We start from the raw sequence: 15,016 nt of genomic DNA on the forward strand, positions 1-15,016 counted from the left end.
TCACAATTTAGGTACATTTATTATTACATATTATGATCAGGTGCTAAAAGCGGACTGCGGCAGTGTTGAACAGGTGGATTGCTCGCTCGTTAGCGATTTTTTAAAGGGATACAGAGACACGCGGCATACTAGGGAATCTCCGGTGGGCACTCGTCCGCGCGCGGGCACTAATCACGGAAAGAGGGATGCACAATGACAAAATTAATGGATGGTAAGCGGTTTGTCGTGATGGGAGTCGCCAATCACCGTAGCATCGCTTGGGCGATTGCGCAAGCGATGCACGAAGCAGGGGCGACGCTCGCTTTTACATATTTGGGTGAACGGGAAGAGAAAAAACTGCGCGAGTTGATCGCAAAGGCGCAAATGGACGATGCGCTACTACTGCCGTGCAACGTGACGAACGACGGAGATATCGCTCACGCGTTTCAAACGATTGGCGACAAGTGGGGCACGATTCACGGGTTAGCGCACTGTATCGCTTTTGCTAAAACGGACGATTTAAAAGACGGCTACGTGAACACGTCGCGCGACGGCTACGCACTCGCACAAGACATTAGCGCGTACTCCTTAGTCGCCGTGGCACGGGCTGCCCGTCCACTCATGCGCGAAGGCGGCAGTATTTTGACGATGACCTACATGGGCTCGGAACGGGTCATTCCTAACTACAACGTGATGGGGATCGCTAAGTCGGCCTTGGAGATGAGCGTCCGTTACTTAGCGTACGATTTAGGAGAAGACAACATCCGCGTGAACGCCGTTTCTGCCGGGCCGATTCGCACGCTCGCAGCGAAAGGGATTAAAGATTTTAGTACGATGATCCATCACGTGGCGGAAAAAGCGCCGCTCAAACGGACGGTTGAAGTGACGGAAGTTGCCAACACGGCGCTGTTTTTAGCGAGCGATTTATCTTCGGGCATTACCGGTGAAGTGGTGCACGTCGACGGCGGATACAACATTATGGGCATGTAATCATTGGGCAGTAGCGGTTTCCGCGTTTTCCCTTGAATTCACTCTGTCCGTGTGGTAAAGTAGATTTCGTTACGCGATGGAGGATAGACACGAACCAATATTCACTTAAAGGGTTGGGACCTCGATGGACTAACCTTCCCCCGTGGTGAATGGTGACGGTCCTAGCGAATTTTTATCCTATCTCGTTTGCTAGGGAGGGGGACGAAAGCATGGAGCAAGTATTTTCCACTTTCGGACGGCATGTTGCGGTGGACACGTGGGGCGTCGATTTTTTGAAGCTTAACGATGTCCGCTATTTGGAGCAACAATTAGTGCAGGCAGCACAAGTTTGCGGGGCGACTGTTTTGTCGACGCAGTCGAAACAGTTTGAGCCCCAAGGTGTTACAGTTCTCGTCATGTTATCGGAGAGTCACCTCTCCATTCACACCTATCCGGAAAAGGGCTTTGCTGCTATTGACTGTTACACGTGCGGCACGTCGGTCGATCCGCAGGACGCAATTGACTATGTGCTCACAGCGCTGCAGCCAAGCGAGCGGTACAGTCACACGCTAATACGCGGTCAAGGTCCAATCGAGGTTATGGCAGTTGCTCCGACGGAGCGAGTAGCTGCGGAAGCATGATTTTTTTTGACGTTTTATTATAAAAAAAGCGTTTTCCTAGTGTATAATAAATGCGGATGCCAATCTACGTAGCAAAGGTAAAACCTAACCTAAATGCATAAGGAGGAAATAGGAGATGGCCTACATCATTACGTCCCCGTGTATCGGTGAAAAGCATGGCGATTGCGTCGACGAATGCCCAGTAGACGCAATTCACGAAGGTGAAGAGCAGTTTTTTATCGATCCAGACGTCTGCATCGATTGCGGTGCGTGTGAACCGGTATGTCCGGTAGAAGCGATTTATCAAGATGAGTTCGTGCCAGAAGACGAGCAGGAATTCATCGAGAAAAATGCCGAGTTCTTCCGGTAAATTTTCGCGATTCCGAAGAGGGGACGTGCTTCGCTTTAGCATGTCCTCCTCCTTTTTGCATTTTTCGAGTTTTTGTCAGGGGAAATTTAAACAAATTTGTCTGTTCCCCTTGACGGATGACGCATTTTACGTTAATTATATTAATTAGAGGTACCACTTTCCAAGCACAGCAAAATCGAAGCCTAATGTAATCGCTTAGGTTCAGAATGGTGTGCACACAAGGAAGTATTTTTTTTAACCCATAGTGAATGAGTGTTCATTCAAAATAGAGGAGGGAACAATGTTGCGCGATATTCGACAAGCGGCGGTGCTCGGAGCCGGGGTAATGGGAGCGGCAATTGCTGCTCACTTAGCGAATTGTGGGATCGATTGTTATTTGTTCGATATCGTTCCGCGCGAGTTGACGGGGGAAGAGGAGCAGCAAGGGAAGACGCTGAACGATCCAGAGGTGCGCAACCGATTTGCACTGCGGGCGTTAAAGCGATTGCAGAAGGAAAAACCTTCACCGATTTATACGAAAGGGACTCTCGAGCGTATCACCGTCGGCAACTTTGACGACGATTTAGACAAGTTGGCTAAAGTCGACTGGATCATTGAAGCAGTTGTGGAAGATTTAAGTATTAAGCGGCAACTACTCAACCGGGTAGAAAACGTGTGGCAGCGGGGGACGGTTGTCAGTTCGAACACGTCCGGCATTTCCATTACACAAATGGTTGAACAGTGTTCACCCGAGTTTCAAAAGCATTTCATGGGGACGCATTTCTTTAATCCACCGCGCTACATGAAATTGCTCGAAGTCATTCCGACGGAAGCGACCGATCGCGATCTCGTCCAATTTATGAGCGATTTTGGCCGGAACAAACTTGGGAAAGGCGTCGTCATGGCGAAAGATACACCGAACTTTATCGCCAACCGCATCGGCGTTTACGGGTTACTCGCGACGTATCGCGAAATGGCCGCGAGCGGTTTAACGCCGGAACAAGTCGATGCGATTACTGGTCCGGCGCTCGGGCGGCCCAAAAGCGCGACGTTCCGCACGTTAGATTTAGTTGGGTTGGACACGTTTGTCCACGTTGCAGACAACGTGCGGCACAACGTGGATGATAAGGAAGAGCAAGAGGCATTTGACGTACCGGCGAAACTTAGGCAGCTCGTGGAAAAAGGCTGGCTCGGTGAAAAGAGCGGGCAAGGGTTTTACCGCAAAATTAAAGGTAAGGGCGGTAGTACGATTTTGAGTCTCAATTTAGAGACGATGGACTACCAACCGCGGGAAAAACTGCGCGCGAGGTCGCTCGAAGCGGCCAAACGGGCCAAGACGCTCCCGGACAAACTGAAGACTCTTTTATACGCTGAAGACGTCGCTGGCAAATTCGCTTGGAACATTACGAAGCGCGTGCTGTTGTACAGTGCGGCGAAAGTACCAGAAATTGCCGACGACATCGCCGACGTCGATTTGGCGATGAAGTGGGGCTTCAACTGGAAGCTCGGGCCGTTTGAAATGTGGGATGCGCTCGGCGTCGAACGCGCGGTCGAGCGGATGCGTGCGGAAGGTGAGACGATCCCCGCGTGGGTCGAGGATATGCTCGAAAGTGGTCGCACCAGTTTTTACGAACGCATTGACGGTCAACCGACAGTGTTTACGCGCTCGGGGGACGTGCGCGAAGTGGTAGCCGATCCACGTGCCATTTCCCTCGCCGAGTTAAAAACGGCCGGAAAGCTCATTAAAGGCAACCGCGGCGCGAGCTTGATCGATATCGGAGACGATGTCGTCTGCTTAGAATTCCATTCGCCGAAAAATGCGATCGCTACCGATATAGTCGCGATGATGAACACGGCAGTGAAAGAAGTCGCCGCCAATTACCGTGGACTCGTTATCGGTAACCACGGCAGTAACTTTTGCGTCGGGGCGAACTTAATGATGATATTGATGGAAGCGCAAGACGACAACTGGACGGAAATTGAATGGGTCGTACGCCAATTCCAAGATGCGACGATGGCGTTGAAAGCGTGTCCGCGTCCGGTCGTCGCGGCGCCGTTCGCGATGACGCTCGGCGGCGGGGCAGAAGTGTGCTTCCCGGCAGATCGCGTACAGGCAGCGGCAGAAACGTACATGGGCCTCGTCGAGGTCGGTGTCGGTCTCATTCCTGGCGGCGGCGGAACGAAAGAAATGCTCATCCGCTATACGGACGGGACTGGCAAGCCAAACGCGGTCGGGCTGCAGGGGCAATTGAATCAGGCTTTCGAGCGAATTGCGATGGCACAAGTGTCGACGAGTGCAGCACACGCGCGGGAGCTCGGCTATTTGCGGCCGCAAGACCGGATTACCGTAAACGGTGACTACTTGCTGTTCGACGCTAAACAGTCCGTGCTCGAACTGGATGCAGCCGGCTACGAAGCGAAAGGGGCGGGACTCGTACCTGTCCTCGGGGAGAGCGGTTATAATACGTTGAAATTGGGCGCTTACGGCATGTTGAAGTCGGGCTACATTAGCGAACACGATTACAAAATCGCCTCTAAACTAGCGTACGTACTCGCTGGTGGGGACGTGCCGGAAGGGACGTACGTCACGGAACAGTACTTGCTCGACTTAGAGCGGGAAGCGTTCTTAAGTTTAGTCGGCGAGCCGAAGTCGCAGGCGCGCATGCAGCATATGTTGACGAAGAACAAACCACTGAGGAACTAAGGAGGAGAGACGATGAGAGAAGCGGTAATTGTCGCTGGTGTGCGCAGTGCAGTAGGCAAGGCGCGACGCGGCAGCTTAAAAGATACGCGCCCGGACGACTACGGGGCAGAAGTGGTGAAAGCGCTCCTCGCGCGCGTACCGGAAGTCGCTCCGGAAGAAATTGACGACTTATATCTCGGCTGTGCCTTTCCCGAAGGGGAACAAGGGATGAACGTCGGGAGAATTATCGGTCAGCGGGCAGGGCTCCCGGTAGAAGTGTCAGGCGTGACGATGAACCGGTTCTGTGCATCCGGTTTACAGACGATCGGGATGGCGGCGGCAAGCATAACCTCTGGGTTTGCCGACATCATCGTCGCCGGCGGCGTCGAAAGTATGACAATGGTGCCGATGGGCGGCAATAAACCGGCCCCGAACCCGTATTTGATGGACAACTATCCCGAAGTGTACATGTCGATGGGGCATACCGCGGAGGAAGTCGCGCGGCAGTACGGCGTAACCCGCGAAGAACAAGATGAGTTCGCCGTCGCCAGTCATCAGAAAGCGTATGCGGCAATTCAAGCGGGACGCTTTAAGGACGAAATTGCGCCGCTCCGCGTGAAGGTGAAGCAGTACTCGGAAGACAAAGGATTGCAAGTGACGGAGAAAGTGTTTGACACAGACGAAGGGGTGCGTCCGGACACGACGTTAGACGTGCTCGCCTCGCTCCGACCCGCCTTTTTGCAAACCGGCACTGTCACCGCGGGGAACTCGTCGCAAATGAGTGACGGTGCAGCGGCCGTCATGGTCATGTCGGCCGAAAAGGCGCAGCAACTAGGCTTGAAACCACTTGCTGTGTTCCGCTCCTTCGCCGTCGGGGGCGTCGCACCGGACGTAATGGGCATCGGCCCAGTTGCCGCCGTGCCGAAAGCGTTAAAGACGGCCGGTCTCACCCTCGATCAAATCGACTTGATCGAACTGAACGAAGCGTTTGCTTCCCAATCGATTCAAGTGATCCGCGCGTTGGAAATGGATCCGGCGCGGGTGAACGTGAACGGTGGCGCGATCGCGCTCGGACACCCACTCGGCTGCAGCGGCGCGAAGCTAACGGTGACGTTGCTGCACGAACTAAAACGGCGCGGGGGCAAGTACGGCCTCGTGACGATGTGTATCGGCGGCGGTATGGGCGCTGCGGGTGTACTAGAAATGGTGTCCTAGGGGAAAGCCACATTTTTAGAAGACGTGGCGTATACGTTGAAGGACGTAATCAAAACTGACAGTGCATGAAAAAATGCAGGGCGGAAGAAATGGACGGTAGTGTGCAAAGAGTGTATGGTTGGGAAAAAAGCGGAATGAAATAAACGACGTGTCTAAATAATGCAAGGCAAAAAGGAGAGATGGAGATGGCGTTACAGACAGAAGTACAAAAAGGCGGCCAATTTCTTATCGGCTCACCGGAAGTCGAGCAAGTGTTTACGCCGGAAGACTTTACCGAAGAGCACCAGATGATCGCCAAAACGACGGCCGATTTCGTGGAGAAAGATGTGCGCCCCGTGCTGGAAGAAATCGAAGCACACGATTTTTCACACAGCGTACGCTTACTGAAACAGGCGGGTGAACTCGGCTTGCTCGGCGCCGACGTCGCCGAAGCACACGGCGGCGTCGGACTCGATAAAATTAGTTCCGCGCTCATTACGGAAAATATGGCTGGCGGGCGCTCGTTCGGCCTCAGTCACGGCGCGCACGTCGGAATCGGGACGTTGCCGATCGTTTTCTTCGGCAACGAGAAACAAAAGCAGCAGTACTTGCCGAAGCTGGCGAGTGGGGAATGGATTGCCGCTTACGCCTTGACCGAACCGGAGTCCGGCTCCGACGCACTCGGCGCCAAGACGACGGCGAAGCTAAGTGCAGATGGCACGAAATATATTTTAAACGGGCAAAAGCAGTGGATTACGAACTCTGCCTTTGCCGACGTGTTCGTCGTGTACGCGAAAGTTGACGGCGACAAGTTTACTGCCTTTATCGTCGAAAAAACGTTCCCCGGCGTCTCGACCGGTCCGGAAGAAAAGAAGATGGGCATTAAAGGATCGTCGACGCGTACGCTCAACCTGGAGGACGCCGAAGTGCCTGTGGAAAACGTGCTCGGGGAAATCGGACGCGGTCACGTCATCGCCTTCAACATTTTGAACGTCGGGCGTTACAAATTAGCGGTGGGGTGTGTCGGATCAAGCAAGCGGGTTCTTGAACTGAGCACGAAATACGCTAAGGAGCGCAAGCAGTTCAAGACGCCGATCGCTAGCTTCCCGCTCATTCAACAAAAGTTAGCGGACATGGCGATTAAGACGTACGCCGTAGAAAGTATGGTTTATCGCACAGGCGGCTTATTCGAAAACTCGCTCGGTCAAGTGTCAGCTGACGACGGGCAAGCAATTGCGAAGGCGATTGCCGACTATGCGATTGAATGCTCGATGAACAAAGTATTCGGTTCCGAAGTGCTGGATGCGATCGTCGACGAAGGCGTGCAAATTCACGGCGGTTACGGCTTCATGCAAGAGTACGAAGTGGAAAATGCGTACCGCGACTCGCGCATCAACCGCATTTTCGAAGGGACGAACGAAATAAACCGCTTGCTGATCCCGGGCACGATCATGCGTAAAGTGATGAAGGGCGAGCTGCCGCTGCTGCAAGAGGCGCAGTCGTTGCAAGAAGAGCTCTTGACGTTCATGCCGCCGATGTTTGACGATCCGGACACGCTGGAAATCGAGGGGCACTTAATCGAAATGACGCGCAAAATCGCACTCATGACAGCCGGTTTAGCTGTCGAAAAGTACGCCGAGAAGCTGGAGCGCGAACAGGAGCTGCTAAGCGACATCGCCGATCTCGTTACCGCTTTGTTCGCGATGGAAGGCTGCTATTTACGGGCGCAAAAGGCCATTCAAACCGTCGGGCTGGAGAAGGCGTCGCTGCACGTCGATTACACGTCGGCGTTCGTGTACGACACGTTTGAAGAGGTTGAAATGAAAGCGCGCGGGATCCTTGCGGCGCTAGAAGAGGGCGACATGTTGCGTGCCCAACTCGCCGTGCTGAAAAAGTTAACGCGCTACACGCCGATTAACAAAGTCGCCTTGAAGCGTCGCATCGCAGCTGTCATTATCGAGGAAGAAGCGTACGTCTGCAGTAAATAGTGTGAGTGGAGGCGTTCGTTTCATCGTAAAGAGGGTCGTGCTGGAAGGAGTAAGTCGCGTCATAGCGAGGTAAATTGTCTCACAAGGAAGAGCGTTTTGCTCTCGTGTTGTTAACAGTATTAGCAGTACGTTTTCGTACGTTGAACGATCCACTTAAGCAAGATCCCATAACGAATACACATTATCCCCGCTCAGCCGTTGAGCGGGTCTTTTTTTACGCAGTCGCTTTACGTATTTTGGGTAAAGTGCGTGAGAGGGTTTGCGCTGCGTCGCTTAAGCACCACGAAGCTTAGGCGACGATGCCGATGGCCAGGTGAGTCAGGTTGAGACAAGGCACGCGAGTTGCGGGACCACCTGCGATTTGCTACAGTTGAACAGCAAACAATTAACCTTTTGGGAGCGTACGGCGATGTCAGATCGATCCGATATGTACGGTGCACGATACGATAGACTTAGCATATGTGGCCCATCCGATCGGGGCGACGCTTTTGAACAGCCTAGTAAGTTCGATCGACGAGGTGAGTCCGATTTTTCTTTTACGGTTGACGCCGCTGAAGAGGGAAAGCTCCTGCAACGGGTGTTACAGAGCCGCTTTCGCTTTTCGCGGCGCTTTTTAAGGCGATTAAAGCAAACGGGCGCAGTCACGGTGAACGGCGACATTGTCTATTTCACATCGCGCGTGCGGACGGGTGACGTCGTGCGCGTGCGGATGCCGGCGGACGATGTCCCACACCTACCGCCCGAACCGGTGCCGCTCGACATTTTACACGAAGACAGCGACATTCTCGTACTTAACAAGCAAGGGGGCGTCGTCGTCCACCCGACGAAAAATTATGCGCACGGGACGTTGGCGAACGGCGTCGTCGCCCATTGGCAGGCGCGGGGGGAGAACCGCCTCGTCCGCCCTGTCAACCGACTAGACAAGCAGACGACGGGCGTGTTAGTCGTCGCCAAACACGCGTATGCGCACGACTTTATTGCGAAGCAGTTGCACACGAAGGCGAGTGAGCGCGAATATCGCGCGCTCGTGCTCGGGCTCGTCGCGGAGGGCAGCGGGACTGTATCCTTACCGCTTGCCCGCAGTACGGAAAACTTAAGTCGCCGTATCGTCGCTGCGGACGGCAAGCGAGCCGTGACACATTACGACGTACTCGCACGCTTCCCCCGCGACGGGGCGACGTACGTGGCGTTGCGGCTAGAAACAGGGCGTACACACCAAATTCGCGTGCACATGCAGGCGCTCGGACACCCGCTCATCGGCGACGCGATGTACGGGGACGAAAGCGAGAACCGCCGCTTGATCATCCCCCGCCAAGCACTGCACGCGGTGTCGCTTCGCTTTACTCACCCGCGGACGCGCATCCCTGTACAGTTCTCGGCGCCGTTGCCGCCAGATATGCGCCACTTACTCGACTCGTTGTCATAGTGCCTGTTCGGTTCGCGGAGACAAGCCGCGCGGCAAACCGGCGTCTGCCATCGTCAGCAAGCCTGTCTCGGTGGATTGGGCGAGCATTTTGGCACTGTTAACGGCGATCGCTGCGGTCGCCGTATCGCCGAAAATTCCCTCCGGAACGAGGAGCCGTTCCGTCGAATCGCCAGTGACGACGATCTCGTCAAACTGTTCGACTCCGAGCGCCATCGTCAAATCCAAATTAATGTCGATCCCGCCCGTCGTTTTTCCGACCGACGTCTGATGCAGGCCACTGACACTACTTTCGCTAGGTGGGACGATCGGCGCGATCGTATTTGCGACGTCTGTCAAGGTGTGGCCTAGTCCGTACGCGATGAGACGCACCGACTCTTCTAATCCGACGTGGCCGATTTTACCGTCTGCAGCAAGTTGGCGAAATTTCGCTTCATCCATACCGACACCTACTTTTTGCTGAAGCGGTAGGCGCCGTTTAGAAACGTCTACTTGCCGTCGCACCTGGATGGCAGAGACAGCGTCGGTTACCGCCGTTAGGGCGAGGACGAGCGTGTCCATGACGAACCCGGGATTTACCCCTGTTCCGAGTACGGCTAACTTTCTTTCTCGCGCATACGCGTCGATTTCTGCCGCTAGGTCTGGATAGCGGTGCCACGGGTACGATAGCTCTTCACATGTGGAAACAACGGAAAAACCGTGTGCGAGCAGTGCGCGAATTTGTGGCCATACTCGTGGTAACTGTGAGCCCGTTGCGTGGATCGCAATTTTACTCGCTGCAGTACACTCCTGAGGAGGTATTTCCTCTAAGTGTGAACGAACTGCGATCCCGAGAGGCTGCGCCTCGATTAATGTCCCGAGGTCACGCCCTACTTTCGCCGGGTCGATGTCTACGGCACCGAGCAACGTCACGTTTCGTGCGCGGTAGCATTTACGCAAAATTTGCATACCGATTGGCCCCAGGCCAAATGGTAATATATAGAATTCATTAGAAGAGTGCTGCGCAGGGTTCATCTATAAATACCGCCTTTCAATTGGTGTATGCGGTTCGATAGTAACATTCGTTATGTGAATGAGGGAAATATGAAAACGTTATATAAGTTATAAGTATCATCTATAAATTGGTCTATTCGTTAATCTAAAATTATTAAACCCTACTAAAAAAAGGCTGCCTCTCGTTTGAGACAACCTTTTATCGCGAAGACATTTTTTTGTTTGTGTCGGTGTCGCCATACGCCTTATCTTTCGGATTTCCGTTGCTTTTCCTTTCCCTTTTTTCCCTTATTTGCCGACGTGTTGCCCTTCTTCTTTTTCTTCTTTTTTGAGTCCGTTTTTAACGTTTTAATCGGGTGCTCGACCATCGCGCTACCACCGCCGCGGCGTACCGGTTCAGCCACTGCTTGGACGAGGCCGCTCGGGGAAAAGGCGATGGCCGTCGCTGCGCCAATCCCTTGCTTTAATGTCGAGACGGAAAATTTGTGCCCGCGTTTCTTTAGTTTACGGTAAGTTTTGTCCTTCGTAAACGCTGGTTCGACGGTTGTACTGTCCGTAGAAATATTCATTTGCGATACGCGGGGGGCAGCGACTGCTTGCGGTAAACTCATTTCAAAGTCGAGATAACTGATGACGATTTGCAAAACGGTCGTAATGATTGTCCCGCTGCCTGGTGCACCGACGGTTAACACCGGTTGCCCGTCTTTCATGACAATCGTCGGCGACATGCTACTGAGTGGGCGCATCCCCGGTTCAGGTGCGTTCGGCTCCCCTTGTTTTCGGTTTAGTGGCACGTGGGCCGACAAGGCGTTGTTGAGCAGGAAGCCGTAGCCGGGGACGACAATGCCGTTGCCGCCGATCGTGACGATTGTCGACGTGTAACTGACGATGTTGCCGTCTTTGTCGGCTACAGACAGATGGATCGTCGACTGCTTGTCTGGATTGTAGCCACCTCGATTCGCGGTGAGCATGTAACCGGCTGTGCCGAGAGAGGTGTCCTCGCTGCCGATGTGACGAAGTGTCAGGTCGTTTCGTTCCTCGCTGCCCGTGCTATCGCGTGCCATATCCCATCGATCCTCGCCGCGGATGCACGCGAACGGCGTGGTGGCTATTTGTCCACCTGTTTGACCCCCTGCACTTAGTACACTGTCCGTCCCTCTACTCGCGGCGAACAGGGTGGATACGGTACCTGCAAGTGGCATGGAAACTGCGTGAGCTGCCGCGTAGTGGCGGAAAAACAAATGTTCGTCTTCGTCCATTTCTGGTGTGGGCCAGCGCGCCGGTTTTACATATGGCCACGGGTTGCCGGGACGAATGATACCTTTCGAGGCACGGCGCCCAATTTTTTGCCGTCTCTCCGCGGCATAACCTTTGGACAGTAGGCCGCTGAGTGGGATGTCGACGAGAGTCGGGTCGCCGAGGTATTTGTTGCGGTCGGCAAACGCGTGGCGGGAAGCTTCGATGTAGTAGTGCCAAGCTTTGTCGCGCGGCATTTTAGAGAGGTTATACCGCTCCAAAATGTTCAACGCTTCGCCGATCGTCGTGCTGCCGCTCGACGGCGGCGGCATGCCGTACACGTCGTAGCCGCGGTAGGACACTTTGATCGGGTCAGTCGTCATCGTTTCGTAATTCGCCAAATCGGCCAGTGACATGTCGCCCGCTTTGACAGGGAACGGACGTTTAGAGACTGTTGGCGGTCGGTTGACAGTATCGACGATCGCCTCTGCAATTTCCCCTTCGTAAAACGCGCTGCTACCGTGTTTGGCGATGAGGCGGTACGTGCGCGCCAAGTCGCGGTTCCGTACCGTTGTCCCGCTTTTAGGCACTCTTCCTTTGTGCGTCAGAAACAGTTTGCGACTAGAGGAAAACATGCGGAAGCGAGGAGCGTTTTCCGTCGTTTCCCGCACGTAATTGTCGTCGACGGCAAACCCTTTTTCAGCGACGGCAATAGCAGGTCTGAGCACTTGCCGCATTGACATCGTTCCGTACGCCGTTAGCGCCTCTTCCCACGCCATTACTGCGCCGGGAACACCGGCTGCAGCGCCACTACTCTGCCTGACGTTGGCCGGAAGGACGTTCCCTTTCGCATTGAGGAAGCTGTGCGCGCCGAAGGAGCGGGGAGCCATCTCGCGGTGATCGATGGCGACGAACCGCTTTTCTTTAGCCAAATAGATGAGCATCATGCCACCGCCGCCGATTCCCCCCGAGTAAGGGCGAGTAACACCTTGCACGGCAGCTGCGGCAATGGCCGCATCGACGGCGTTTCCGCCTCGTTTAAGAATGTCTAGCGCAGCTTGCGAGGCTGCAGGGTGTTCCGAGGCGACGGCGCCACCGGTTCCGGTAGCGGTTGGCCGCTGTTTTGTGGGCCAGTTGAAACGCGACTTGCTTTTGGCTTGGCGAGCTTGACTGACTAAAAAGAGGTCGTCAGACGCCACTCTTGTGAACGGCACTGACGTAGCTCCCGTTAACGGGAGTGTAAATAGTAACGATATAACAATCACAACGCGCACAATTTGTGCGCCTCGACGTTTCAATACATACTCCCCCTAAGTGGCAAAACGATAATTACAATATGACTCCAAATAAGTCATTATAAACGACTCTTGTAATCAGGTGGTTATTATTTTTAACGAGTTTTTCTGTCCAATGTCGTCAAAATTTACGCTTCTTACGTGTTATCCGCTGTCATCGGGGTGCTATCGTCAGTGTCATTTAGCATTTGTAACAAGCCGTGCATAGCAGGAGGAAAATAACTTGCGCCGTGCCATACGGCGGAAATGGAACTTTCGAGTTGTTCGTTGGCGATGTCGATCGCGACAACTTTTTTTGGTTCTAGAAGCGTAACCATGTCTTGCGGCATGATCGTCACGCCTAGTCCATAGGCAATAAGGTTAGCCATCGTCAAAATTTCTGGCCCGACACACAGCGTATTCGGGATAAAGCCGGCCGTCACACACGCCCGCTCTAACAAAAAGTACAGTGCCGGCGATCGGCGCGGGTCGTAGTGAATGAAGTGTTCGTTTTTCAGTTCGGACAAATTGACTGTTTTTTTGCTAGCTAGGCGATGGTTAGCAGCTACGACAAGTTGTAGCCGGTACCTCATAAGCTCGATCGTTTTCAAATCGTGAGTCGCTAGCAGCGTTAAATCGACGGGCGTGCGGATGAAGGCGATGTGGCAGTGCTGTTCCTTGAGCAGTTCGACGGCTTCATTGGATGTCGTCTCTTGCAAATAAAACTCTGTACCCGGGAAGTCCCGGTGCAGCGCATTGAGTAGTTTTGGCAAGTAAACACTTGCCGCAGACGGGACAGTCGCTATTTTTAAAACGGTGTGGGGAACGGCACTGTTCCGCGTAATCTCGCGCATCGTCTCTTCAATATTAGCAAAAGAATGGTTAAGTTTTTTGTATAAATATTCCCCTGCCTCCGTTAGCGAAACTTTGCGCGTCGTGCGATGGAGTAACTTAAACCCAAGTTCCTTTTCTAGCGCGCTAATCTGTTGGCTTAGACCGGGTTGCGAGATATGCAACTTTTGTGAGGCAATACTGAAGTTAAGGTGTTTTGCCAGCTCCAAAAAGTAGCGAAGTGCTAAGTAGTTCATAGCCACGCCCCCATTTTCATCCTAATCATTCTATTAGACGCTCACTCTGCATGCGAATTTAGACTTGATCGGTAAATAAGATTGCCAAGCAAACGTATGCTTGACAACTTTATTTACCTATTGGACTTACTCCGCATAATACATAAAGCCGATCGCCCCGGCACCCGTATGGGTACTAATAATTGGTGTCGTTACCTCTATTTCTATAAGATCAAAACCGGTTGCTTGCACAATTGCCTGTTTTAACTTAGATACGAGTTCCGAAGCTTCAGCGTGGGCAATGCCTATTTTCTTAATCGTTTTTCCCATCGCATCTTCCGTCAGTTTTTTCGTCAAATACTTCACGACTTGCGTGTGGGTCCTTACTTTAGCTACCGGGTTGTATACACCGCCCTCTAAGGAGGCGATCGGCTTAATATTTAATAGTGAACCAATAAGGGCTTTCCCCTTGCCAATTCTCCCGCCTTTTACTAAGTTATCTAGTTTTTCGACGACGACGAAAAGTCTCGTTTGTAATCGAATCGTTTCCAATCTGTTTACAATCTCTTCGATGCTTTTTCCTTCCTGCGCTAAAACGGCCGCTTCTATTACTTGAAACGATAACGCTTTGGAAATGAAGCGAGAATCGACTACCGTCACGTTTGCTTTGGACATAGCGGCGGCATGCTTGGCAGCATTCACTGTCCCGCTCATGCCACTGGTCATATGAATCGATAGGACGTCATACCCTTCTTCGCCTAAGCGGTCATACAATTGTAAGAAAGCGCCAACGGAAGGCTGGGAGCTTTTTGGAAGCTCGTGAGCTTCATTCATCTTTTGAATAAACTCGCTTGGTGATAGATCGACGCCATCGAGATAACACTTTCCATCGATGTATACGGATAAAGGGACGACCTCGACACCCAACTTTCTAATTAACTCATTCGACATATCTACCGTTGAATCAGTGACGACTTTAATTTTGCCCAACGCTAAACCACCTTAATAGGGAAGTATTTTTAAGCATAATACACGATTTGCGGATGTTTTTGCGGCAATGCCTCATTTTATCTCGTGTCATGGCGAAGTTATTCGGTTTCGTAGCTTAAGCCATTACCCGCAGTCTAGAGTTTGCCTACTAACTTGTCAAGGTAATTATACAACCAACTGAACGGAACGTTTATCATTGGCCGATCGGACGTCCAGGCTCCCCATTTCAATTATAAAACAACAGTACTAAA

The 15,016-nt window shown here is 52.8% G+C and carries 11 protein-coding genes; 7 read left to right on the forward strand and 4 right to left on the reverse strand.

Annotated features, from left to right (window positions below; translation table 11 throughout):
- Positions 1 to 192: 192 nt before the first annotated feature.
- From fabI to BN1247_RS16325, 7 genes are all read left to right on the forward strand, one after another.
- Positions 193 to 969, forward strand: a complete 777-nt coding sequence (gene fabI, locus BN1247_RS16295; protein WP_054951311.1) for an enoyl-ACP reductase FabI — start codon at positions 193 to 195, stop codon at positions 967 to 969.
- 209 nt (positions 970 to 1,178) lie between these two features.
- A complete protein-coding gene (speD, locus tag BN1247_RS16300; RefSeq protein ID WP_054951312.1) occupies positions 1,179 to 1,589 on the forward strand; it encodes an adenosylmethionine decarboxylase in 411 nt (136 codons plus the stop codon).
- 115 nt (positions 1,590 to 1,704) lie between these two features.
- Positions 1,705 to 1,938, forward strand: coding sequence for an indolepyruvate ferredoxin oxidoreductase subunit alpha (locus BN1247_RS16305; protein ID WP_054951313.1), 234 nt, complete (start codon positions 1,705 to 1,707; stop codon positions 1,936 to 1,938).
- A gap of 280 nt (positions 1,939 to 2,218) precedes the next feature.
- Positions 2,219 to 4,621, forward strand: a complete 2,403-nt coding sequence (locus BN1247_RS16310) for a 3-hydroxyacyl-CoA dehydrogenase/enoyl-CoA hydratase family protein (protein ID WP_054951314.1) — start codon at positions 2,219 to 2,221, stop codon at positions 4,619 to 4,621.
- Between the two features lie 12 nt (positions 4,622 to 4,633).
- Entirely contained in the window at positions 4,634 to 5,815 is a 1,182-nt protein-coding gene (locus BN1247_RS16315; RefSeq protein ID WP_054951315.1) for an acetyl-CoA C-acyltransferase, read from the forward strand.
- A gap of 185 nt (positions 5,816 to 6,000) precedes the next feature.
- Positions 6,001 to 7,782, forward strand: coding sequence for an acyl-CoA dehydrogenase family protein (locus BN1247_RS16320; RefSeq protein ID WP_054951316.1), 1,782 nt, complete (start codon positions 6,001 to 6,003; stop codon positions 7,780 to 7,782).
- 409 nt (positions 7,783 to 8,191) lie between these two features.
- A complete protein-coding gene (locus BN1247_RS16325) occupies positions 8,192 to 9,208 on the forward strand; it encodes an RluA family pseudouridine synthase (RefSeq protein ID WP_231633347.1) in 1,017 nt (338 codons plus the stop codon).
- Here the strand turns inward: BN1247_RS16325 and BN1247_RS16330 are convergent.
- From BN1247_RS16330 to BN1247_RS16345, 4 genes are all read right to left on the reverse strand, one after another.
- Complete coding sequence (locus BN1247_RS16330; protein WP_147675270.1) at positions 9,203 to 10,153, reverse strand: hypothetical protein; 951 nt, start codon at positions 10,151 to 10,153, stop codon at positions 9,203 to 9,205. The genes BN1247_RS16325 and BN1247_RS16330 overlap by 6 nt on opposite strands.
- Before the next feature lie 290 nt (positions 10,154 to 10,443).
- A complete protein-coding gene (locus tag BN1247_RS16335; protein ID WP_054951318.1) occupies positions 10,444 to 12,732 on the reverse strand; it encodes a gamma-glutamyltransferase family protein in 2,289 nt (762 codons plus the stop codon).
- Positions 12,733 to 12,866: 134 nt separating this feature from the next.
- A complete protein-coding gene (locus BN1247_RS16340; RefSeq protein ID WP_054951319.1) occupies positions 12,867 to 13,796 on the reverse strand; it encodes a LysR family transcriptional regulator in 930 nt (309 codons plus the stop codon).
- Between the two features lie 126 nt (positions 13,797 to 13,922).
- The gene (locus BN1247_RS16345) at positions 13,923 to 14,765 is read right to left on the reverse strand and encodes a DegV family protein (RefSeq protein WP_054951320.1); all 843 of its coding nucleotides are present in this window, start codon (positions 14,763 to 14,765) and stop codon (positions 13,923 to 13,925) included.
- Between the last annotated feature and the right edge of the window lie 251 nt (positions 14,766 to 15,016).

It is taken from the genome of Numidum massiliense (assembly GCF_001375555.1).
Taxonomy (GTDB): Bacteria; Bacillota; Bacilli; order Thermoactinomycetales; family Novibacillaceae; genus Numidum; species Numidum massiliense.

Excerpts from the sequence above, each read along its gene's own strand:
- BN1247_RS16340 (WP_054951319.1), bottom strand. The coding sequence starts at position 13,796 with ATGAACTACTTAGCACTTCGCTACTTTTTGGAGCTGGCAAAACACCTT.
- BN1247_RS16325 (WP_231633347.1), top strand. The coding sequence starts at position 8,192 with ATGTCAGATCGATCCGATATGTACGGTGCACGATACGATAGACTTAGC.
- BN1247_RS16330 (WP_147675270.1), bottom strand. The coding sequence starts at position 10,153 with ATGCAAATTTTGCGTAAATGCTACCGCGCACGAAACGTGACGTTGCTC.
- fabI (WP_054951311.1), top strand. The coding sequence starts at position 193 with ATGACAAAATTAATGGATGGTAAGCGGTTTGTCGTGATGGGAGTCGCC.
- BN1247_RS16305 (WP_054951313.1), top strand. The coding sequence starts at position 1,705 with ATGGCCTACATCATTACGTCCCCGTGTATCGGTGAAAAGCATGGCGAT.
- BN1247_RS16320 (WP_054951316.1), top strand. The coding sequence starts at position 6,001 with ATGGCGTTACAGACAGAAGTACAAAAAGGCGGCCAATTTCTTATCGGC.
- speD (WP_054951312.1), top strand. The coding sequence starts at position 1,179 with ATGGAGCAAGTATTTTCCACTTTCGGACGGCATGTTGCGGTGGACACG.
- BN1247_RS16315 (WP_054951315.1), top strand. The coding sequence starts at position 4,634 with ATGAGAGAAGCGGTAATTGTCGCTGGTGTGCGCAGTGCAGTAGGCAAG.
- BN1247_RS16310 (WP_054951314.1), top strand. The coding sequence starts at position 2,219 with ATGTTGCGCGATATTCGACAAGCGGCGGTGCTCGGAGCCGGGGTAATG.